A 20,714-nucleotide genomic window follows, 5' to 3' on the forward strand; every position below is an offset into this window, starting at 1 on the left:
TAACTGACTTGATTGATGCGCGAATAGGCTCATCGGCATCAATCTTCAAGAATATCTCGTCATAGCAAACGACTGGCTTTAGAAGAAACCAGTCATAAAAAATAATCATAGAAAACAATCGTAGAAAGAAAACAAACGCCCCTCACGTGAGGGGCGTTTTTCTTTTTGGCACTATCTTAAGGAGGTTTGGCTTATTGAAGCGTATTTCCGTTAGATAGCAGCTTTCTTGTCGGCTCTTGCTCAGTGTATTCGACCGCATCGTGATCCGCGAGCTTATCGACTTCCGCCTGTTCACCCACCACAATCAACACATGTTGTTTCACCAGAGCATCGACCACTTCAATGTTGTGCTGACGAAGAAGCGCTCTCACTTCGCTCTCTTTTCCTTCATGATACTTAACAAAGTAACGTGCAGGTTGCTGCTCGGCTTGATCTTGGCGTTCATCCACGAGAGGAAATCCTTGATTGTTTGCCAAGCTGCTTGAGCTCAGTCCGATTGCCAATAGTGCGGTAGCGCCTACCGCAGACAAAGAAAGTAAGGTCAACTTCTTCATAGCCACTCCTTATTGAAAGGTCAGAGTCCAACTGTTGATGGTGCCTGTGTCTCTTCTGGCACTGTCCACCGCTTTTAGTTCCCATGTACCTTGCGATTCAAAACCAGAAAAATCCGCTTGGAACGTGTTTTTTATATCGTTAGCGCTGCCGCCAGTATTATTGTGAAGTACAACTTCTCCACCAGTCGGTGACGTTAAAGTCACTCGTAGATCACCGATGTAAGTGTGGCTAATATCAACGTCAATACTTACTGTGCCTGAATCACCAGAGCGATCGACTTCTACTGCACTGATTGCGCCAGAAGATTTATTATCTGGAATCGCAACAGGGCTGGTATTTGAGAAGCTAGAGTCCGAAGAGCTACCACCATCAGGTCCATTACAGCCAGCGTCCAAGAACAGCTTCGCCGCTTCAGCATTAACTAGGCCGTGGCCAGTACGGTTGTCTCGACCAGCAACATCAATATCTGTTGCAGTTTTCACTAGGGCATTACGTACTTGCGCTGCGGTACAGGTTGGGTGGTAACTCCACACCAAGCCAGCTACGCCCGTTACGTGCGGTGTCGCCATTGATGTACCATTGTAGTACTCGTAATCTTCACCAGAGGTTGTTGCAACAGTAATTTCCTGACCAACATACCCCAACAGCTCTTGACCAAATGCACGATCAACCGTTACCGAAACCATACGATAAGCGTTGTTTGTGTCTACCAAGAAAGGGTTTTGTAAACCAGGTAGTTCAGAGTTGCTGTATACGATTGCAGCTCGCGCACCCGCATTGTAACAAGCCTGAACCGCATCTACTTCAGGGTAGTTTCCTGAAGACTGGTTGCCGATACGCTCAGTCAAACAAATTTTGCCCGACATATCACCACAGTTAAAGTTACCGCCAGAGACATCACAGCTATCTAGCGTTGCCGTTACTGAACCCGCGATTGGATCCGGAACATACGAAGAACCGTTATTGATCAAACGATTGTGAGGAACAATCCCACGATCAAACTGACTGACACCATTCAAGGTAATATCAGAAAGTTTACCTTCACCTACCGTAACCGTTGATAAGATCGCCACACCCGGGCCTGAGATCTCAACTTGATTAGTAGATTGTGAGAACGCTGCATGATCATTTTGATTATCAACAGCCGCAACAGACATCACTGAGTCATAAGAAGCTGGATAGCTGTGCGCTGTATTGCCATCATTACCCGCAGCGGCGATCAATAGAACGCCTTGATCGTAAATATTTTGCAGTGCATTTTGCTCAGTTCGGCTTGATTGACTACCACCAAGGCTCATGTTCACAACGTTAGCACCATTATCGGCACAGGTCTGGATAGCTTTAACAAGCCCAGATGAGTAACCCCAACCCGATTCGTTAAATACTTTCACGATGTGCAAATTAACATTCTGGTTTGGCATCACACCCTTTACACCTTCGGTGTTGGCAATCGCAGCAATCGTACCCGCGACGTGAGTACCGTGGGCATTGTTGTTACCCGGATCACTCCATGATCCCGTACCACTATCGTTAGTACCAGCAACGCGGTTACCGCTTAGGTCGTTGTGCGAAATGTCGTACCCTGAATCGATAATACATACAGTGCGATTACCCGCATTGAAGTCAGCTAGCAGTTGAGCATTAACCGCTTCATATCCCCATGGGGTCGTTTCGCTGAGCAAATAGCGAGGTGGATCGACTTCCACGTATTCCACATCACTACGATTGCGAAGCGGCTCTAAGTCATCGCCATCCAATTCAACGCTGTAAATGGCGCGATTGCCTAGTTTTTCCACCTTACGTGCCTTCACCTGTTCTAGAACAGACTCCTGCGCGATTCGTGGCCCCCAGAATGAGTTACCACCCATTGAAGAACGGCTGACTGCATCTTCTTTGAATTTGACGATGTACTTCGTCGGTAACTTAGATTCATCAAATCCCATTGGTGGAGCCGCAAACGCTGACATCGAAGTGGTCAGTGCTATTGCTACGGCAGACAACGAAAATAAGCCTTGTTTTTTACTTGTTGTGTAGTGCATTTGCCCTATTCCTTATTTGAGCTAATTTTTATTCACTATATTCTCATGAAAAGTCATCATCATGATGTTTGCATGAGAGCTTCAGCTATAGTTTACAGAGCAAAAATGCCAAACAATTTGTTTCATGAATATACAAATTTGTACAAAAGATCATTCAATAAACACTTTAAGTTAACATTAAAAATCACCGACAAAACCTTATAAAGCAATTACTTAATTAACAAAAAGTGAATGTTAAATTAATGTTAGTGAGTAATTATTCTAAATATCACCCATTTAATCGATTGCTATGCTGAATGGATTTTTTGACCGTGGTGCCAAAACTGAAATATTGAATATTTAGTTGTTGACTGTCTTGAGCATTTACTCAGAATTAGAAGGTTTAGTGAGAAAAATTCTCATCTAAATACTGTTATAGCCGAGCGTATTCACGCATTCGGAACAATAACCATTACAAGAAGAGTGAATGATGAAAAAAACAATCACACTATTAACTGCATTACTTCCGCTTGCCTCCGCCATTGCAGAGGAGCCAACTTTATCACCAGCAATGGTTTCTGCGGCTGAAGTGGTTAGCGCGCAAGAAAATCAAACTTATACGTACGTTCGATGCTGGTATCGTACGAGCCACTCTAAGGACGATGCGGCTACCGATTGGAAATGGGCAAAAAACCAAGATGGTAGTGACTTCACTATCGATGGCTATTGGTGGAGCTCTGTTTCATTTAAAAACATGTTCTACACCAATACCTCACAAAACGTAATTCGTCAGCGTTGTGAAGAAACACTAGATCTAGCGAACGAGAACGCAGACATTACATTTTTTGCTGCTGACAATCGTTATTCTTATAACCACACGATCTGGAGCAATGATGCTGCAATGCAACCAGATCAGATAAACAAAGTAGTGGCTTTAGGCGATAGCTTGTCTGATACAGGCAACATCTTTAACGCGTCCCAATGGCGCTTTCCTAACCCGAATAGCTGGTTCTTGGGTCACTTCTCAAACGGTTTTGTTTGGACGGAATACGTTGCTAAAGCCAAAAACTTACCGCTATACAACTGGGCAGTTGGTGGCGCAGCAGGTGAAAACCAATACATCGCGCTAACTGGTGTCGGCGAACAAGTTTCTTCTTACTTAACCTACACAAAGCTGGCGAAGAACTACAACCCTGCTAACACATTGTTTACGTTAGAGTTTGGTTTAAATGATTTCATGAACTACAACCGTAGCGTGCCGGAAGTAAAAGCGGATTACGCTGAAGCTCTGATTCGTTTAACAGACGCTGGCGCTAAGAACTTCATGTTGATGACACTGCCTGATGCAACCAAAGCACCACAGTTCAAATACTCAACACAGGAAGAAATTGAAACGATTCGTGCGAAAGTATTGAAAATGAACGAGTTCATCAAAGCACAAGCGATGTACTACAAAGCCCAAGGCTACAACATCGCATTGTTTGATACACACGCACTGTTTGAGAAGTTAACCTCGGCACCAGAAGAACACGGTTTCGTAAATGCAAGCGACCCTTGCTTAGACATCAACCGTTCATCCTCTGTTGACTACATGTACACTCACTCATTACGTTCTGAATGTGCAGCATCTGGCGCAGATAAGTTCGTGTTCTGGGATGTGACTCACCCCACCACAGCAACGCATCGTTATGTGGCTGAAAAAATGTTAGAAAGCAGCAATAACTTAGAAGAGTTTCGCTTTTAATAAGCCGTTGTTGTTCATTGCAAGTTAATCTGCATAAAAATGACCACGATGCTTCGTGGTCATTTTTTATCGATATCGACCCCCGATAACGGGTTTATTTGAGCTCGCTTACTTCAAGCCGTTGATTTAGAGACGTTGACTTTGAGCAGCCTCATTCAGCTTTCTGTTTTTGATACGTTACCGCGGAAGCTGTCCACCATAATAGAGATCAACGTCTTTAAGGTTACATCATCACTACGGTATGAGTAGGCTCGTATACCCGTAAACTGAACCTGGAACAACTGAGCAAGAAGCAATGTATCCTGAGCTTCAATTTCGCCATTCTCGATTGCTCGCTCAAACAGCTTTGCAAGAAAAGATTCAAATTGGTTTGCTAAGCTGTTTGTTTGATTGCGCAGCGCATTAAAATCCTCAGCAAATTCACTTGCTGATTTGACTAACATGCACACTTCACTGGGATTGGAGTCTCGCTGATTGATAACCACATCAATCGCGAAAGCTTCTATTGCATCTAGAACCGTTGTGTTCTGAGCTAAATGCAACTCAAACAGGGCTTGTAAGTTCGCAACGTACATTTTTAGCGCTTCACAATATAGCCCCTCTTTTGACCCAAACGTCGCATAAATACTTCCAGGACGCAGATTCACGCTATCTTGTAAATCACGTGTAGATGTTGCATGAAAACCTTTCTTCCAGAATAGATCCGAGGCGGCTTTCACCACTTCATCACGTTGGAATTTCTTTGTATTCGCCATGAGTAATTATCAATTTTGAACATATGCTCAATTTTATATTGAGCGACCGCTCAAAATCAACTATCCTGTTCTTGCCTAATCCGCTCATATCCAATTACAGGAGATTTAAACATGGCAGAATTTAAACTGTATACCGCAGAAAACGCACCCGAAGGATCAAAGCACCTGATTGAAAATTCAGTCAAAGCGTTTGGCATGCTACCAAATCTTCATGCTGTTATGGCTGAAGCGCCAACCTTGCTTGAGGGTTATCAAGTTGTGCATGAGCTCTTTCAACAAACATCATTTAACGCAGAAGAATTGACCGTCGTATGGCAAACCATCAACGTTGAACATGGTTGTCACTACTGCGTTCCTGCTCATAGTGCGATCGCGGCGTCAATGAAAGTGGATCAGGAGATTGTCGATGCTCTCGTCAACCAAACACCATTGGCAGACGAAAAACTTGAAACACTACGAGAGACAACGCTTCAAATGGTGCGCCAACGTGGTGTAGTTGAAGAGTCTCAGATAGAGAAATTCTTTGCGGCGGGTTACGGACAGCAGCAACTGCTTGAAATTGTTCTTGGTCTAGCGCAAAAAGTGATGAGTAACTACACCAATCACCTAGCTGACACCCCGGTTGATGCACCTTTCAAGAAGTTCGCCAAGTAACTTAAGCTTTTATTACTGGTCCCATTCATGGGACCAGTAATACCTTCAAAAAAGGCTTTGTTGCATGACGCTTCGCTAGTGTGCGCTGATCCCTAATTACAACGGCGCGACGTCGGTTCCTCCTAAAGACTGGTAAAGCGTAACCTGAGTGAGAAACTGGTTGTAGCGGTTTTCCAACAAAGAAGCTTGCGCGTTTCTGGTCTCTTCTTGGGCATTCAAATAGTCCATGATCGACGTCGAGCCATACTGATACCGCGCAGCATAAATGGACTCAGCGGCACTTGCGGCATCATATTGTTCTTGTAAACGCGCCGCCTGATACTTCAATTTTTCTCGTGCCGACAAGGCATTTTCGACATCTTGGAATGCGGCGTACAACACTTGGCGATAACTCACAATGGCCGATTGATAGTCTAAATCGGCAATGGCTTGGCTATTTTTCATCTCATTCCACTGCAAAAACGGTAGCGTCATATCCGCACCTAAGCTGCCAATCGGGTTGGAAAGCAGGTCTTTAAGCGCTTGTGATGATCCACCCAGAGCCCCAGTGAGCGTCAGCTTGGGCAAGTAGTCCAAATCTGCTGCGTCTTTATTTGCTAGCGCGGCTTTGACGTCATAAATCGCGGCTTTAATGTCGGGTCTGCGGATCAATAAATCAGACGGAGCACCAACACTCAACGATGGCATATCGCCTTCAGGCAGCATTTGGATGTTTGCACTGATGCTCTTCGGCGGTTGATTGAACAAAATCGCAAAGGCGTTGTTTGCCTCAAGTAAACTCTGTTCAAACTCACTTTGCTGCGCTTGTAAGCTTGCCAACGTACGTTTGGCTTCAAGCACATCTAACTGATCCACAGCGCCAAGTTGGTACTGTTTTTCAATCAATTGTAGCGTTTGAGCTGCGTCTACCACATTACGCTGGCTGAGGTTTAAGCGCTGTTGCAGATAGCCGATTTGCCAATATAGCGATGCCGTCGTTGCTACCAAACTTTGTGCGGTCGCCTCGCGATCTTGTTGACTTGCCATCGCCGACCACTTGGCTTGGTCAACGTCTGCCGAGATTTTTCCCCATAAATCCAACTCGTAATTGACGGATAAGTTAGTGCTGTAACTATCTGCCGATTCCCCGCTATCAAGAGATTTTTGAACTTGTCCTGATGTAGAAGAACTCAACGTAGGGAAAAGGTCATCTTGCGCTAAACCCAGCTGTAAACGCGCTTTCTTTAGCGTTAGCGTTGCCAGCGTCAAATCGTTATTTTGAGCCAACACCTGAGTAATGTATTGATTAAGAGTTGGGTCGTTAAACGCCAACCACCAAGGATCCATACTGACATCACCCGCAACATGCATCTGTTGCCAATTTGCAGGCACTTGCACCTCAGGAGCTTGATAGTCGCTACGCATAAGCGAACCACAACCTGACAACCACACTGCGCTTAAGGCAGCCGCGACCAATCGAGTTTTGAATTTCATTGTGTTACTCATTTTTAGTCTCTCGCTAGCGCTTCTATCGGATCGAGTTTGGCGGCATTGCGAGCGGGTAAAAAGCCGAAAGCGATGCCAATCAACGTTGAGCAAATAAACGCCCAGATGATCGAGTTCATCGAGTAAATCATTTGGAAGCTGCTACCAGACGTACTGAATGCAAAACCAATCAAAAACGCCAAGCCAATACCAGCAATGCCACCACACAAACACACTAGTACCGCTTCAATCAAAAACTGACGCAAAATATCCGCTTGCCGCGCACCCACAGCCATTCGCACACCGATCTCTTTCGTGCGCTCTGTCACCGACACCAACATGATGTTCATTACGCCAATTCCCCCGACAATTAGGGAGATCACCGCAATCGCTGAGATCAGTAACGTCATGGTTGCGGTGGTTTTCTCGATGCTCTGACGAATGGTGTCAGTGTTAATCGTGAAGAAATCTTCTGTACCGTGGCGCATTTTTAACAAGTTGATGATGCTCTGCTCTACCGCCGCACTTGGGGCGTTCTCATCAATCCGTACAGTAATGCCGTTGAGGTAGCGTTGTCCCATCATGCGTCCCGACATAGTGGTGTATGGCACCCAAATTTTCAGCGCGTCGCTGTTGCCAAACGCGTCTTCTTTTTTCTGCGTGACACCCACAATACGCACTGGCAATGAACCAAGAAAAATCACTTCACCAATCGGATTTCTATCCGCAAACATTTCCTTTCTGGTGTTGTCATCAATCACTGCTTCTTGGGCGAGTGAGTTCACGCTCTCTTCATCCCAAAACTGACCTTTGGCGATCCCATAACCGCGCACACGGAAATAGTCTTCCCCAACGCCTTCCACAGACGCAGTTGCATCCTGATTGGCGTAACGCACGGTTATGCTGTTGGATAAAGACGGCGTGACACTGTCAACAAAAGGTAGACTCTCCAACGATTTAGCATCGTCGGCGGTTAGCGTTTTCACTCGTCCGGAGCGGCGGTCACCAAACCCTTTGCCCGGCCTGACATCAATGGTGTTTGTTCCCATGGACGAAATATTCGACAAAATTTGCTGTTGTGAACCATTACCTAGTGCCACCACGGAAACCACCGAGGCTATACCAATAATGATGCCGAGCATGGTCAAAAACGTACGCATCCTGTGGCTAGACATCGCCAGCAGCGCCATTTTTAGCGCGTCAATAAAACTGTCCCACTTCCACCACTTACTGGCGGCTTGCGCTGGGCGATGAAAAGACGCGCTCGGTGTCTTTGCTGCTTGCTCATTGATTACAACTTGTGCATTTGGCGTATCTGCAATGATTTCACCATCTTTGATTTCAATGATGCGATCCGCAAAGTTCGCCACGTTCATATCATGAGTCACTAAGATGATAGTATGCCCAAGTTGATGCAACTCTTTAAGCAGTGCCATCATCTCTTGCCCACTGTGACTGTCTAATGCGCCAGTGGGCTCATCAGCGAGAATCACTTCACCACCGTTCATCAGTGCACGAGCAACACTCACGCGCTGTTGCTGGCCACCACTCAGTTGGCTGGGCTTGTGAGTCAAACGATCTTCCAGCCCCAAGCGAGCCAATAGTGACTGCGCTCGCTCCGTTCTTTGACGATGAGGAACTCCCGCGTAAACCGCCGGTACTTCCACGTTTGCCACCGCGGTTAAGTCCCCCAGCAGATGGTAACGCTGGAATATAAAGCCAAAATACTCGCGGCGCAGCTCCGCCAGTTGGTCGGATTCCAACGTCGAGACATCTTGCCCATTAATGAAGTATCGACCGCTGGACGGTTTATCCAAGCAGCCGAGCACATTCATCAGCGTCGATTTACCAGAGCCTGATGCACCCACGATCGCGACCATTTCACCGCGTTTTATCTCTAAATTAATGTGGTTCAACACAGTAAGCGACTCGTCGCCAGAGACAAATCGTCGAGTTAAATCCTCAACTTTTAAAAGCACGTCACTCATCTTAGAACCTCATTGGAGATCGACGACGATCACTTTGGCTTGATGATTCTCCATCCATAGCATTGCCAAGAACAACCTGGTCACCCTCCTTCAAACCTGAGAGAATTTCTGCGTTCACTTTGTTGTTAATACCCACTGTCACGGGCTTTTCCACCACTTGGCCCTGTTCAAGCACTGGCACAGTATAGTTGCCTTTGCCGCCAGATTTTTGCAGCACTTGTGAAGGGACAATCAAGGTATTTTCCGATTGCTCAAGGACAATCGAAACTTGCGCAGTCATGCCAATACGCAAAATACCTTGCGGGTTCTTCACATCAAATACAGCGTTGTAGTAAATGGCGTCGCTATCTGAAATGCTCAAATCGCTGTCATCGCCATCCATGATGGTTGGCCCCGGCTCAATGGCGCGCAATGTGCCTTTAAACTGCTGATTCGGTTTGCCTAAAATGGTGAACAGCGCCGTTTGGCCTGGGTGAACAAAAATCACATCGGCTTCCGAAATTTCTGCTTTCACCGTCATCGTATCTAACTTGGCTAACTCGATAATCGTTGGCGTGGTTTGATTGGCGTTTACGGTTTGTCCTTCTTCCACCGCGGTGTAGACCACCGTGCCATCCATCGGTGCGTTGATGGTGGTGTAACCGAGATCTAACTGCGCATTGTCGACGTTGATTTTGGCTTTCTCGATTTCGGCATCCAGTTGCGCTAACTCGGCTTTGTAGATGGCGAGCGTCGCTTCGGCATTCTCGTAATCAGCTCGTGAGCTCGCTTTCGCTGCCAACATGCCTTTTTGGCGCACGTATTCATAGTTTGCTTGTTTAATCTGCGCTTGCTTAGCCTGGTACTGAGCGTTGAGACTATTAAGAGACGCTTGGGCTTCTTTGAGGCTGTTTTGCTGAGTCAGGCTGTCAATCTGTGCAATCAAGTCCCCCTGTTTTATCTCATCCCCTAAGTTCACAGCGAGGCGTTGAATTTGCCCAGATACTTGCGCACCTACATTCACCAATTTGGACGCTTGCAACATGCCGTTAGCTAATACCGCCTTTTCGATATTGCCTTTGCGAACGACTTCTGTCGCGTAAGGAGAAATGGGTTCTGGACGTTGCAGATAATGATAACCACCAGCACCAATAGCAAGTAGGCCACACAAAACGAGCCATTTTTTATTGAGTTTCATAGCAGGAGTGAAGTAAATAATCGTTTTGATTTTATACTGCTATTTGTCTTAGCCGTACAGGGTACGAGACGTAAAGATAGGTAAATTAACGTCAAGAAACTGAATGAATAACTTCACTAACGTGAAAAATCAGAGATATTATAGTCACTTCAAAACTTTATTATTCAATACGTATGGCAAAGACCATTTTTAATATAGAAATTCAAGTTATAAGTATTATAAACAAAACTTTTAAATACCAACAAACCAGTAAAAATCTTAACTTATTAAATATGCAATCCATTAAAATTTCATTATGGCCATTTTTAATTATTGAATTTAAAGAGGAGTTAAGTGGCAAGTTAAATAAAAAATACCCACATAACACAGGTAAGACCGAGAGGAGTGTGTCATGTGGGTTTAAACGATAGTTCTCTTGCTGATTCGAACTACCAACGTTGGGATGCAATGGAAATACAAATGACTCAGAGTTTCCATCACGGACACTTTATCGCTGGATTTCCCTCTATTTGTTAGGAAACAGTCAGTACAATAAAAATAGAGAAGTAATACCGAAAAAATAAAAATAGAGGTTCAGGATTTAATTTACACGTAAAATAACCACTATATTCACGCCATGAAGCATTAATAAATTCAACAATAAATATTTATTAAGTTAAATTTACTTATTGTCAGCACACTGTTAGTTTTACTCTTAAATGCACTGGTCAGATTTGTTTATTTTACTGATTTTCGTTGCAATACAACTTCTAATTAATTCATGAGAAAAACATGCAGCGACAATTAACTCTTTCACCGATTTATTTATTAATCGGGTTAGCCTCCTCGACGGCGTATGCCGGTGGTTTTCAAATTAACGAACATTCTGCGACGGGTCTTGGTCGTGCTTTTGCTGGTGATGCCGTCATTGGTGATAATGCGTCTGTAATCAGCCGCAACGCCGCAGCGATGACGCTGTTTAAACAAAATGCCTTATCGTTCGGTGTCACTTACGTCAAACCTGACGTTACCGTTAAAAATACGCAATATCATCGAGCTAACATTAATGCGGATGTCAATGTTGGTATGGGTGGTTTTCCTCCGCCCCCTCAAGTTGACATTACCCCGTCCTTCTCTCAAACCGTGACCGACATTGATGACGTCGATGGCGTTGGTCAACCAGCCGTTGTACCCAATTTTTACTTTATTCACCCTATCAACGACGACTGGTATCTAGGCTTATCGGCATATTCCAACTTCGGAACCGACATGGAGTTTAAACCAAACTATGGCGCACCTGTTTTTGGCGGTGTCACCAGCGTAGCGAGTGTCAACCTTGGCGCAAGCTTGGCATACAAGGTGAACGATCGTTTTAGTATCGGTGGTGGTATTGATGTGATTTACGGCTCTGGTGAGCTGTACCGCGATATGGACGTGGGTTTTTGCGTTGGTGGGAACATACTTGGAAACGAACTAGAACAACGCTGTGGATACGTAAAAGGCAACGCACTTGATGTGGAAGCAGGCGGCATTGGGCTTGGTGCGAATATTGGCATGATGTACGAGTTTAACGAACGTCATCGCTTAGGTTTAAGCTACAAGCACAGCCCTAACATAGATGCCAAGGGCGACATCCACTTTGCGGGCGAATCGTACGACTCGCTTGCTATGCCGCTACCGGATATTGCGGAGTTTTCCGGTTATCACCGCGTCTTACCTAAATTTGCCCTGCACTATTCTGTGCAGTGGATTGGTTGGTCAGCATTTGACAGCTTGAAAGCTGATGATCAGTTGCTAAAAGATTTTCAGTGGCAAGACTCCGCGCACTACTCCATCGGTGCGACTTGGTACGCCAATGAACGTTGGACACTTCGCACGGGTTACATGTTCGACAAAACACCTGTCGATGAGCTGACCTCGCTTTCTATTCCAGATTCGAACCGTCACTGGTTATCTGCGGGGGCCTCTTACCAATGGTCATCAGATACCACGGTTGACATCGGCATGACGTACTTGATTGGTGAAGATGTCAACGTAGAAGAGTACGCGTATGAAGGTGTTCCTGCACCGATGGTAACGGGCGTGACCCATTCAAATGCGTTCCTAATTGGTGCCCAGCTCAGCCACCGTTTCTAATTTGTCAGGCAGTGATCAAACCTCTAGGTCATTGCCTTGTAACAACGCTTATCGAAGCGACCGAACAGAGACATTATTATGAACAAAACACTACTTGCTTTTTCACTCTCACTTCTCACTCTAAGCGCAGCTCAGGCTTCGGAATGGGGCTATGGCAATGACAAACACGGGCCAGAGCACTGGGGAAAAATCGCCAAAGACTGCGCAACCACGAAAAACCAAAGCCCAATCAACATCGACAACCCAGCCGATGCAAAACTGGAAGCACTGAACCTTTCGTACACTGGTCAGGTCATTGGTTTAACCAACAATGGTCATACGCTGCAAGCGCAAGTGAACGGACGTAATAGCTTCACCATTGATGGCGAGACGTTCGAGCTGCAACAGTTCCATTTCCACACACCTTCAGAAAACCAAATCAAAGGCCGCCAGTATCCACTTGAAGCGCACTTTGTACACGCCAACGCAGACGGCGAGTTGGCGGTAATTTCGGTGATCTTTGATGCTGGCGATCAAAACGCAGCGCTGTCTAAACTGATCAACGCAATCCCACAAGAGAATCAAACCACCTTCTTTAAAGATACGTTTGAGATTAACGACTTACTGCCAAAAACTGCAAACTACTATCGATTTAACGGCTCTTTAACCACACCACCATGTTCAGAAGGTGTGCGCTGGTTTGTGCTTAAAGACACTCAAACCTTATCCAAAGATCAAGCCGCGAAACTGATGGAAGTCATGGGACAAAACAATCGTCCGCTGCAACCGCTAAATGCGCGCGTTGTACTTTCTAACTAAACGCCACATCCGATAAGGGGCATCGTATTTGCCCCTTATTTTGATTCGCTCTAACCTCACTTCGTTACAGGAACCCCCAATGAAAACTCCATCTGTTCTGTCACTCTTACTCGCACTCGCCCCGACATTCGCCTTCTCTCATAACCTTTCTGTCGGTCAAACCACCCCTTCCGTCAGCATTGATACCTATGGCGAAATGACGCTGCAAGGAGACGATGTGGCTTATCAACCTTGGGCAACTCAGCAGATGTTAGGCAAAGTCCGTGTGATACAAGCCATTGCAGGTCGTAGTAAAGCCAAAGAGATGAACGCGCCGCTGATGTCAGCAATCACTGCCGCTCACTTTCCTGAAGATCAGTATCAGACCACAACCGTGATCAACCAAGAAGACGCCATATGGGGAACCGGTACATTTGTTAAATCGTCGGCAGAGGACAGCAAAAAGACATTCTCTTGGTCTTCCATGGTGTTAGACAAAAATGGCGTATTAGCAACAACTTGGGATCTACAGCAAGAAAGTTCTGCGATTATCGTACAAAATAAACAAGGCGAAATTTTATTCGTGAAAGAAGGGGCTTTAACTCAAGACGAAGTCACACACGTCATCGAACTGATTAAACAGAATATCTAAACCTAAGGTAAGGAAAAGCTATGAAACTGTTCAACACCATCGCACTCTGTCTTTTAGCGGCTGTAGCCTCTTTCCAATCGGTTGCAGGAGACAACGATTGGGACAAGATTGCAGATAAAACCGTCAGTTTTAAATCAGAAACCGACACAGTCAATCCACTGTCACCATTTGCTAACGCTCGTTTCAGCCACATCAAAATCAAATGTACGCAAGGTACGGTCGATCTGAAAAGCGTTAAAGTGATCATGAAAGATGGTCAGGAAAAGACGTTCGACAGTTTAGGTGTTCTGACTAAAGGCATGTCATCAAGAAGCTTAAGCCTACCAACAAAAGATAACGCGAAGTTAGACAAAATCGAGTTGAACTATGAATCGGTTGGCAGCACTGCGCTGCAAGTCGTGGGGGTGACTAAAAAAGCGCAAGTGGAAATCTTAGGTAAGAAAATCGACGAGTAAGCGATGGCTCAACGAGCTCACCCAAACTAAAAAACAGCGGCACTAGGCCGCTGTTTTCATTAAAAAATCGTCATGTATAACTAAATGAATTTCTTCAGCTTCGCCAAACCATAAGCGGCGATGGTGACACAATCTTTGATCGTGCCGTCGATCATCATCTGTTCGAACTCCTCAACCGAAAAAGCACGAGTGATCAAATCCTCTTCTTCACTGTCGAGTTGATTGCCCACGTCCGTTAAATCACTGGCGAAGTAGACGTGACATGTCTGATTCAAAAAGCCGTATGCGATAAACTGCGCGCCGACATACGCCATGGCGCTCGCCTGCATGCCCGTTTCTTCACGCAGCTCGCCTTTGGCAAGCTCAAGATGATCCGCATCTGGGTTTGATTCCCACGCCCCTTGTGGGATCTCCCAACAACGTTGACCTACGGTGTAACGGTACTGCTGAACCAAGTGAATCATCCCGTTATCGATAGCCAGAATCGCAGCACAATCAGGTTTGTCGACCACACCATAGATGCCCTCTGCGCCGCTCGGACGTAAAATTTTGTCCTCACGCACCGTCATCCACTTATTCTGGTAAACGACTTTGCTGTCTAACTGTTTGATGTCTGACATGGTTATTCCTTGATTTTTCTGAGGGTTACTGCGGAATAATACCGGATTCGGTTACGCCACCAAAATGTTCTTTAGTTCACTCAAAGACTCAACGGTGTAATTTGGTGCGATACGCTCATCGACGCTTGCGCCTGTGGTATTTAACCAGCAAGTTTCAATACCAAAATTATTACCACCCAGAATATCGGAATGCAGGTTGTCACCCACCATCAGTACGCGCGTTTTGCATGGGTTGCCCATTTGCTGCATCGCGTATTCAAAAATACCTAAGTCCGGTTTTGCTACGCCCACTTGTTCAGAGATCACCACTTTATCGAAGTACTCAGTCATCCCTGTGCGCTCAAGGCGAATTGCTTGCAACTCTGTAAAACCGTTGGTGATGATGCCCATTTTAGCTTTGCCTTGCAGCGCTTCCATCAGCTCTTTTGCACCTGGCAACAAGCTGCAAATATCGGCCATTGCTTCTAAAAATGCGCTATTGAGATCTGCTGTTGTGGTATTCAACTTCTCAGCCCACTCGGTAAAACGCTTATGTTTTAGCTCATCTGCCGTTACTTTGCCGTCTTGGTAATCCACCCAAAGCGGTTTGTTTACGGTTTGGTAATGAGCAAAATCTTGTTCAGTAAAATCTACGCCTTTGCGAGAAAACATAAGCTGTAAACCTTTGAAAGCATCAAAGTGGAATAAGGTTTCGTCAGCGTCAAACAGGATCCAATCGTACTTCATTTTCTTCTTCCCAAAATCAAGGTCGTAATACTGGTGCATAGTCTAGATTGTTTTCTTCTTGAAGATAATCTCTATAATTGGAAATTAATTGTATCCTTGTGCTCAACAATAAATGCTTCACGATAATAGGAGATTGATGTGAACGCGATTGCCTCCCTGCCCGTTTTTGTTGCTGTTGTCGAATGCGGCAGCTTTTCCCTTGCTGCCAAACAGCTGAATCTGACGAAATCGGCGATCAGCAAACGCATCAACCAACTAGAAGACGATTTGGGCATTCGTCTCCTTAACCGAACTACGCGTAAGCTGAGCCTGACCGAAGCGGGAGAACGCTATTTTGAGTACGCCTCTCAAGCGCTCAACCTAGCCCAGCAAGGCGTGGACGCGGTATCGGAACTGCAAGGCTCGCCACAAGGTCGGCTCAAAATTACCGTGCCGATGTCTTTCGGTGTACTGCATATCGCGCCTTTGATCAGCGAGTTTCTCGCTCGTTACCCGAAAATTGAAGTGGATTTAAACCTCGAAGACAAAATGGTCGATTTGGTTAAAGACGGTTTTGATTTGGGGATCCGTATTGGTGAACTCACCTCTTCCAATCTAATCGCAAAACGTCTCGCCCCTTGTAAAAGTGTGCTTTGTGCCTCGCCAGATTACTTAGCGGAGTTTGGAACACCACAAAAACCAAGTGATTTAGTCAGTCACAACTGCCTGCGCTACTCCTATTTCCGTGGCGGCGTCGAATGGATGTTCATCAACAACGGCAGCGAATACAAGGTACTTCCAAAAGGAAACTTTATCGTCAATAACAGCGAAGCCATTCGCCAGTTGCTGTTAAGAGGTTCGGGCATTGCGCAACTGCCAACGTTTATTGCAGGAAGAGACTTTGCCGCAGGAAATCTAAAACCGGTAATGGAAGAGTATTCTCTACCAGAACACGCCATTTATGCGGTTTTCCCTGAGCGCAAGCACATGCCGTTGAAAGTAAGAGCCTTTATCGATTTTATCAGCGAAAAACTCGGTACAGATTTACCTTACTGGGATCGTTACAGCAGCCCAGAAAAATAACCATATTGATGATAAGTGAGTGAGATTTCACTACTGACACGTTCTGACATTCCATCCGCGTAACCTTATTTGGAAATCAACAGGCAATCCGCCAAAACCAATAAGGAATCACAATATGGAAACCGTTATCGAAACTGTGCAATTTCGTCTAACCGCAGGCACAACAGAGCAAGACGTGATCGCCGCTGCCAAACAGTCACAAACGTTTGTGAAGAATCTGCCGGGCTTTTTGTATCGCTCACTCAGTCACGAAGCGACGGACGATGTGTGGACAGACATCATTTACTGGCGTTCGATGTACGATGCAAAACAGGCGGGAAAACAGATTAAGCAAGCCGTTGAATTTCAGCCTCTGTTATCGATGATTGACTGCGAAAGTTTCGAGCTTAAACATCACAACTTAAAAATGTGCAGTGAGCTAGAGAAGTAATCAGCCACACTATCACTAACAACCAGTAGGTCTAGATAAGGAACATCATGAGCAAATCAGAACGACTGTTTGAGCTACTGACGCTTCTGCGCGCAAAGCGTTACGCCGTGACAGCGAAAGAGCTCGCAGAAAGAATGGAAGTTAGCGAACGTACGATTTATCGCGATATTCAGTCGTTGCTCAGTTCTGGTGTTCCGATTCAAGGTGAAGCAGGTGTCGGCTACCTGTTGCAAGCTGGCTCTCATCTGCCGCCTTTGATGTTCTCAGAAAAGGAGATGATGGCGCTTGAACTGGGTATGCGGATGGTTCGAGCCTGGTCGGATGTTGAACTCGCCGAAGCGTCTCACTCTGCGTCCACCAAAATACTTTCGGTATTGCCCGATAAGCTCAAACAACAAGTGGAAGATTGTCCGCTGATTGTGCCCGATTATCACACCCAATCCGAGACTGCCAAACGAGGGCAGCTTCTGCGCCACGCGATTGATCATCAGTTTAAGGTCAGTTTAGATTACCAAGATGAAAGCGGACAGGTGACCGAGAGAAAAATCCAACCGTTAGGCCAGTTCTTTTGGGGCAAAGTCTGGACGCTGGTCGCCTGGTGCGAATTGCGCGATGACTACCGCCAGTTCCGCCTCGACCGTATCCAAGCACTGCGTATGCACGATGAAGAGTTTCAGAGTGCGGAAACCAAATCTCTCAAACATTATATTGCGCAGTATGAATCGAAAGATTGAGTGTTTTTCATCCCTTCATCACAAGGATTCTAAATTGCTCTGCTCAATGCGCGATATTTGGAAAGGCACATTTGGTTAAACTAATGTTTCATTTTTAACAGATGCGCAACCAACCTAAGATCGTTAACTTAAGTAGCACGTCAACCACACCGGAGCGTGAAGCTATGAAAGTACTGATTCAATACACCCAAGCAGGGAAATATCGAGATCAAGCGTGGGAGTCTTTAACTCTTCGATCTAAAGGTGACATGCAGGCAGTTACCCCTTCTTATGCTGCCCAACTTATCGAACAAAGCAAAGCGACACTTGTGATGACAGAGGAGCAACAAATCGTTATTCATCCATAACCGATTATTAGCCTTGTTTAACCAACCTTTGTTAGTTGTGCAAGGCTTACATCTCGCCATTTCACGTTATCAATTTTATACACGACCAACTATATTTACATAAAAATCAATAAAATAGTTCTTATTTTCGTTCTCGACACTCCTTCAAAACGGCCTTACATTCATAGCTAAGATATAGGTTATCTGTTAGTCTCTTTATTTCTTCATGATAAAAATTAGGATAAAACCTTTGAAAAAGCATCGGTTTATTATAAGGATAGGTGCAATATGCAATTGATCTGGAACATTATTGGATACTTAATGTTCTCTGGTGTATTAGTTATTTTTTTTCAAACATTCTTTATAGGTATCATGCACCTTTTAATGCCAAAAGACATTGTCAATAGCTACTTTAAAGAACCTTATTTTAACACTTTCGAACTAGCTCTATTTACAGGTTGGCCTTACGCATTTTTCCGAACATTGATGTTTGTTCGTTTAATCGTTCAACCTAACTCAGGTAAAAAACGAAAGTTACCCGATGTATCCCAAGAGGTGCCTAGGTGGTACCGCCTATTATCCTTCATAATAATATGGGTAATTATCATAAACTCTACAATATTAGCACTTGTATTTTTTATCGCAGGTTTTTTATCACTAGCAAATCATGTATGACCTTTACTTATCCAACCAAGTTTAATATCACACTTTAAATGTAAAAAATCACATTAACAATTTCATGCAAATAATAAATACATCAGCTAATTTGTAACTTTTTAAAATGAAAGTCTAGAATGCAAAAAATAAACCTTTTTAAATATAGTTTTTTGTTAGTATCTGCACAAACAAATTATTAACTAGAGGTGCTCTGTGTCGGGATTATTTGAGTATAAAATAAAAACTCATGATAACTTATCATCAATTATATTAAACATGTATGGTACTCCATATGAAAGGCTAAATTTATCACTTGATAATAAAAAGCTTACGAGTCTATCCGCATCGCTCGAAGTTGAGGGTTACCTGCGAATGCTCATATAGTTAAACAAGCCGAAAAACTGAATAAAATAGCTCAAGCATCTAAAGTGGGCGGACATGTTTTAGTCGGTGTTGGTCTGACGGCTTCCTGCATTCAGATTGCGAATACACAAGACCAACATGAGAAGAATGAAATTTTTGTTGAGTCAATAACTAGCACAGCTGTAGGAATGGGTACCAGCGCGTTAGTCGGTCTATTTTTAGTATCAAACCCTATTGGCTGGGTGACTGCCATTGTACTCGCTGCCGGTTCAACGGCTGTAGGTTATGCATCCGGTAAAGTGGCAAAAAGCTTTTATAATTCAATTGAAAGCAAGCCAAACTTAGTCGCTAGTACTGGAATAGAGTCTATATGCAGCAAGTAATCACATTTCTTTTTTACACTTTAATGACTGGTGTGATTATTATTTTCTTACAAACCATTTTTATCGGTGTCATGCACTTTCTGATGCCGAAGGAGATTGTTGGGAACTATTTTAAAAAACCATATTTTAATGAATTTGAGCTTTCTTTATTCACAGGGTGGCCTTACGCATTTTTCCGAACATTGATGTTTGTTCGTTTAATCGTTCAACCTAGCTCAGGTGAAAAGCGAAAATTACCTAATATTTCTAGAGAAGTACCAAAATGGTATCGTTATTTGTCGATTCTATTACTGGGTATTATCATTGTTAACTCTGTTGTCGTTGCCCTGACTTTATCAATTGGTGCCGTTCTTTTAGCAATTGAATGAGAAATTAACATTAAAATATAACGATGTACTCGACGAAGAGAGCTCAGTCAGAACTCTCTAATCGCCAGTGTTATTGCATACTGATCTCTACTCTTCTTCGTTGAGACGACGAATCAACTTAGCTGGCGTGCCTCCGTATAGACAATCTGGCGGCACATCATGGTTAACGACCGAGTTCGCCGCAATCACCGAGCGAGCGCCAACTGTTACACCTTGGTTGATGACGGAATTTCCGCCAATCCACACATCATCTTCAATCGTGATAGGTTTACAAAACGTTTCCCAACGTCGACGACTTCGGTAATCAACAGAATGAGAAGCGGTATAGAATTGCACGCTCGGTCCAATGAGCACGTGGTTCCCGATGGTAATTTTGGCACCATCGAGCATGACCACGTTCATGTTGATAAAGGTTTCTTCACCTATTTCGATGGTCTTACCAAATTCACAATGAAAAGGGGACTGGACAATACAACGGCCTACCTTGCCAAATAGCTGCTTTTGCAATTCGTCGCGCTGACTTTCGTCGGTGTTATTATTAAGTGCTCTAAGTGCTTGAAGAGCATGGCTTCTAATGGCGTCAATTTCTTTGTCCATGCCATCAAAGACCTGGCCAGACATCATTTTTTCTAGTTCTGTCACTGGAAGACTCCTACAACCTGCAATTACTGCTTTCAGATTCTTCACAAGG

At 44.6% G+C, this 20,714-nt stretch carries 21 protein-coding genes; 12 read left to right on the top strand and 9 right to left on the bottom strand.

The annotated features are described in order from the left end of the window. Nucleotides 1-191 precede the first annotated feature (191 nt). Together R7Q46_RS12295 and R7Q46_RS12300 are read right to left on the bottom strand one after the other, a co-directional pair. On the bottom strand, nt 192-554 hold the full coding sequence (locus R7Q46_RS12295) for a hypothetical protein (protein ID WP_005384348.1): 363 nt from the start codon (nt 552-554) through the stop codon (nt 192-194). A 9-nt stretch (nt 555-563) separates the two neighbouring features. Beyond that, nucleotides 564-2,594, bottom strand: a complete 2,031-nt coding sequence (locus tag R7Q46_RS12300; RefSeq protein ID WP_025768035.1) for a S8 family serine peptidase — start codon at nt 2,592-2,594, stop codon at nt 564-566. Between the two features lie 466 nt (nt 2,595-3,060). Here R7Q46_RS12300 and R7Q46_RS12305 point away from each other — a divergent pair, with 466 nt between their 5' ends. Further along, a complete protein-coding gene (locus tag R7Q46_RS12305) occupies nt 3,061-4,317 on the top strand; it encodes a type 2 secretion system lipase (protein WP_017819748.1) in 1,257 nt (418 codons plus the stop codon). A 155-nt stretch (nt 4,318-4,472) separates the two neighbouring features. On the opposite strand, the gene R7Q46_RS12310 is transcribed toward R7Q46_RS12305, so the two are convergent. Further along, complete coding sequence (locus R7Q46_RS12310; protein ID WP_054728629.1) at nt 4,473-5,072, bottom strand: TetR/AcrR family transcriptional regulator; 600 nt, start codon at nt 5,070-5,072, stop codon at nt 4,473-4,475. A gap of 111 nt (nt 5,073-5,183) precedes the next feature. Here R7Q46_RS12310 and R7Q46_RS12315 point away from each other — a divergent pair, with 111 nt between their 5' ends. After that, nucleotides 5,184-5,726: a carboxymuconolactone decarboxylase family protein gene (locus R7Q46_RS12315; RefSeq protein WP_005374097.1), complete on the top strand. Its 543-nt coding sequence runs from the start codon at nt 5,184-5,186 to the stop codon at nt 5,724-5,726. Between the two features lie 96 nt (nt 5,727-5,822). On the opposite strand, the gene R7Q46_RS12320 is transcribed toward R7Q46_RS12315, so the two are convergent. Genes R7Q46_RS12320 through R7Q46_RS12330 form a run of 3 tightly spaced genes read right to left on the bottom strand, consistent with a single transcriptional unit; the run spans nt 5,823 to nt 10,355 of the window. After that, nucleotides 5,823-7,199 (bottom strand): efflux transporter outer membrane subunit, encoded by a 1,377-nt coding sequence (locus R7Q46_RS12320; protein WP_213871485.1) that lies wholly within the window; start codon nt 7,197-7,199, stop codon nt 5,823-5,825. Nucleotides 7,200-7,213: 14 nt separating this feature from the next. Beyond that, entirely contained in the window at nt 7,214-9,178 is a 1,965-nt protein-coding gene (locus R7Q46_RS12325) for a MacB family efflux pump subunit (protein WP_130546475.1), read from the bottom strand. Between the two features lies 1 nt (nt 9,179). Beyond that, nucleotides 9,180-10,355, bottom strand: coding sequence for an efflux RND transporter periplasmic adaptor subunit (locus tag R7Q46_RS12330; protein ID WP_318077531.1), 1,176 nt, complete (start codon nt 10,353-10,355; stop codon nt 9,180-9,182). A gap of 771 nt (nt 10,356-11,126) precedes the next feature. Here R7Q46_RS12330 and R7Q46_RS12335 point away from each other — a divergent pair. The 4 genes from R7Q46_RS12335 to R7Q46_RS12350 all read left to right on the top strand — a co-directional run bounded on the left by R7Q46_RS12335 (nt 11,127) and on the right by R7Q46_RS12350 (nt 14,354). Then, nucleotides 11,127-12,470, top strand: a complete 1,344-nt coding sequence (locus R7Q46_RS12335) for an OmpP1/FadL family transporter (protein ID WP_213871487.1) — start codon at nt 11,127-11,129, stop codon at nt 12,468-12,470. 78 nt (nt 12,471-12,548) lie between these two features. Beyond that, nucleotides 12,549-13,268, top strand: a complete 720-nt coding sequence (locus R7Q46_RS12340) for a carbonic anhydrase (RefSeq protein WP_053349369.1) — start codon at nt 12,549-12,551, stop codon at nt 13,266-13,268. Nucleotides 13,269-13,347: 79 nt separating this feature from the next. Next, complete coding sequence (locus R7Q46_RS12345; RefSeq protein ID WP_005480925.1) at nt 13,348-13,899, top strand: YtfJ family protein; 552 nt, start codon at nt 13,348-13,350, stop codon at nt 13,897-13,899. A 20-nt stretch (nt 13,900-13,919) separates the two neighbouring features. Then, nucleotides 13,920-14,354 (top strand): hypothetical protein, encoded by a 435-nt coding sequence (locus tag R7Q46_RS12350; RefSeq protein WP_085569217.1) that lies wholly within the window; start codon nt 13,920-13,922, stop codon nt 14,352-14,354. 80 nt (nt 14,355-14,434) lie between these two features. On the opposite strand, the gene R7Q46_RS12355 is transcribed toward R7Q46_RS12350, so the two are convergent. Both R7Q46_RS12355 and yjjG read right to left on the bottom strand, forming a co-directional pair. Then, a complete protein-coding gene (locus tag R7Q46_RS12355; protein WP_020834877.1) occupies nt 14,435-14,974 on the bottom strand; it encodes an NUDIX domain-containing protein in 540 nt (179 codons plus the stop codon). A gap of 51 nt (nt 14,975-15,025) precedes the next feature. Continuing rightward, complete coding sequence (gene yjjG, locus R7Q46_RS12360; protein ID WP_005374109.1) at nt 15,026-15,700, bottom strand: pyrimidine 5'-nucleotidase; 675 nt, start codon at nt 15,698-15,700, stop codon at nt 15,026-15,028. Nucleotides 15,701-15,838: 138 nt separating this feature from the next. On the opposite strand from yjjG, the gene R7Q46_RS12365 reads away from it, so the two are divergent. The 6 genes from R7Q46_RS12365 (at nt 15,839) to R7Q46_RS12390 (ending at nt 20,023) form a co-directional block, all read left to right on the top strand. Continuing rightward, nucleotides 15,839-16,762 (top strand): LysR family transcriptional regulator, encoded by a 924-nt coding sequence (locus R7Q46_RS12365; RefSeq protein ID WP_025541423.1) that lies wholly within the window; start codon nt 15,839-15,841, stop codon nt 16,760-16,762. Between the two features lie 115 nt (nt 16,763-16,877). Then, the gene (locus tag R7Q46_RS12370; protein WP_033906265.1) at nt 16,878-17,192 is read left to right on the top strand and encodes a hypothetical protein; all 315 of its coding nucleotides are present in this window, start codon (nt 16,878-16,880) and stop codon (nt 17,190-17,192) included. A gap of 47 nt (nt 17,193-17,239) precedes the next feature. Continuing rightward, entirely contained in the window at nt 17,240-17,926 is a 687-nt protein-coding gene (locus R7Q46_RS12375) for a helix-turn-helix transcriptional regulator (protein ID WP_005374113.1), read from the top strand. A gap of 164 nt (nt 17,927-18,090) precedes the next feature. Then, entirely contained in the window at nt 18,091-18,273 is a 183-nt protein-coding gene (locus tag R7Q46_RS12380) for a hypothetical protein (RefSeq protein WP_021035913.1), read from the top strand. Nucleotides 18,274-19,337: 1,064 nt separating this feature from the next. Then, nucleotides 19,338-19,655: a hypothetical protein gene (locus R7Q46_RS12385; RefSeq protein WP_235213034.1), complete on the top strand. Its 318-nt coding sequence runs from the start codon at nt 19,338-19,340 to the stop codon at nt 19,653-19,655. Further along, on the top strand, nt 19,643-20,023 hold the full coding sequence (locus tag R7Q46_RS12390; RefSeq protein ID WP_005374128.1) for a hypothetical protein: 381 nt from the start codon (nt 19,643-19,645) through the stop codon (nt 20,021-20,023). Before R7Q46_RS12385 ends, R7Q46_RS12390 begins: the two co-directional genes overlap by 13 nt. Before the next feature lie 87 nt (nt 20,024-20,110). Here R7Q46_RS12390 and R7Q46_RS12395 read toward each other — a convergent pair whose 3' ends face one another. Beyond that, nucleotides 20,111-20,665 (bottom strand): sugar O-acetyltransferase, encoded by a 555-nt coding sequence (locus R7Q46_RS12395; protein WP_031780875.1) that lies wholly within the window; start codon nt 20,663-20,665, stop codon nt 20,111-20,113. Between the last annotated feature and the right edge of the window lie 49 nt (nt 20,666-20,714).

It is taken from the genome of Vibrio sp. 811, from assembly GCF_033339195.1.

Bases quoted from the DNA above. Each gene is read 5' to 3' on its own strand.
- R7Q46_RS12295 (WP_005384348.1), bottom strand. From the start codon at position 554: ATGAAGAAGTTGACCTTACTTTCTTTGTCTGCGGTAGGCGCTACCGCA.
- R7Q46_RS12300 (WP_025768035.1), bottom strand. From the start codon at position 2,594: ATGCACTACACAACAAGTAAAAAACAAGGCTTATTTTCGTTGTCTGCC.
- R7Q46_RS12305 (WP_017819748.1), top strand. From the start codon at position 3,061: ATGATGAAAAAAACAATCACACTATTAACTGCATTACTTCCGCTTGCC.
- R7Q46_RS12310 (WP_054728629.1), bottom strand. From the start codon at position 5,072: ATGGCGAATACAAAGAAATTCCAACGTGATGAAGTGGTGAAAGCCGCC.
- R7Q46_RS12315 (WP_005374097.1), top strand. From the start codon at position 5,184: ATGGCAGAATTTAAACTGTATACCGCAGAAAACGCACCCGAAGGATCA.
- R7Q46_RS12320 (WP_213871485.1), bottom strand. From the start codon at position 7,199: ATGAAATTCAAAACTCGATTGGTCGCGGCTGCCTTAAGCGCAGTGTGG.
- R7Q46_RS12325 (WP_130546475.1), bottom strand. From the start codon at position 9,178: ATGAGTGACGTGCTTTTAAAAGTTGAGGATTTAACTCGACGATTTGTC.
- R7Q46_RS12330 (WP_318077531.1), bottom strand. From the start codon at position 10,355: ATGAAACTCAATAAAAAATGGCTCGTTTTGTGTGGCCTACTTGCTATT.
- R7Q46_RS12335 (WP_213871487.1), top strand. From the start codon at position 11,127: ATGCAGCGACAATTAACTCTTTCACCGATTTATTTATTAATCGGGTTA.
- R7Q46_RS12340 (WP_053349369.1), top strand. From the start codon at position 12,549: ATGAACAAAACACTACTTGCTTTTTCACTCTCACTTCTCACTCTAAGC.
- R7Q46_RS12345 (WP_005480925.1), top strand. From the start codon at position 13,348: ATGAAAACTCCATCTGTTCTGTCACTCTTACTCGCACTCGCCCCGACA.
- R7Q46_RS12350 (WP_085569217.1), top strand. From the start codon at position 13,920: ATGAAACTGTTCAACACCATCGCACTCTGTCTTTTAGCGGCTGTAGCC.
- R7Q46_RS12355 (WP_020834877.1), bottom strand. From the start codon at position 14,974: ATGTCAGACATCAAACAGTTAGACAGCAAAGTCGTTTACCAGAATAAG.
- yjjG (WP_005374109.1), bottom strand. From the start codon at position 15,700: ATGAAGTACGATTGGATCCTGTTTGACGCTGACGAAACCTTATTCCAC.
- R7Q46_RS12370 (WP_033906265.1), top strand. From the start codon at position 16,878: ATGGAAACCGTTATCGAAACTGTGCAATTTCGTCTAACCGCAGGCACA.
- R7Q46_RS12375 (WP_005374113.1), top strand. From the start codon at position 17,240: ATGAGCAAATCAGAACGACTGTTTGAGCTACTGACGCTTCTGCGCGCA.
- R7Q46_RS12380 (WP_021035913.1), top strand. From the start codon at position 18,091: ATGAAAGTACTGATTCAATACACCCAAGCAGGGAAATATCGAGATCAA.
- R7Q46_RS12390 (WP_005374128.1), top strand. From the start codon at position 19,643: ATGCAGCAAGTAATCACATTTCTTTTTTACACTTTAATGACTGGTGTG.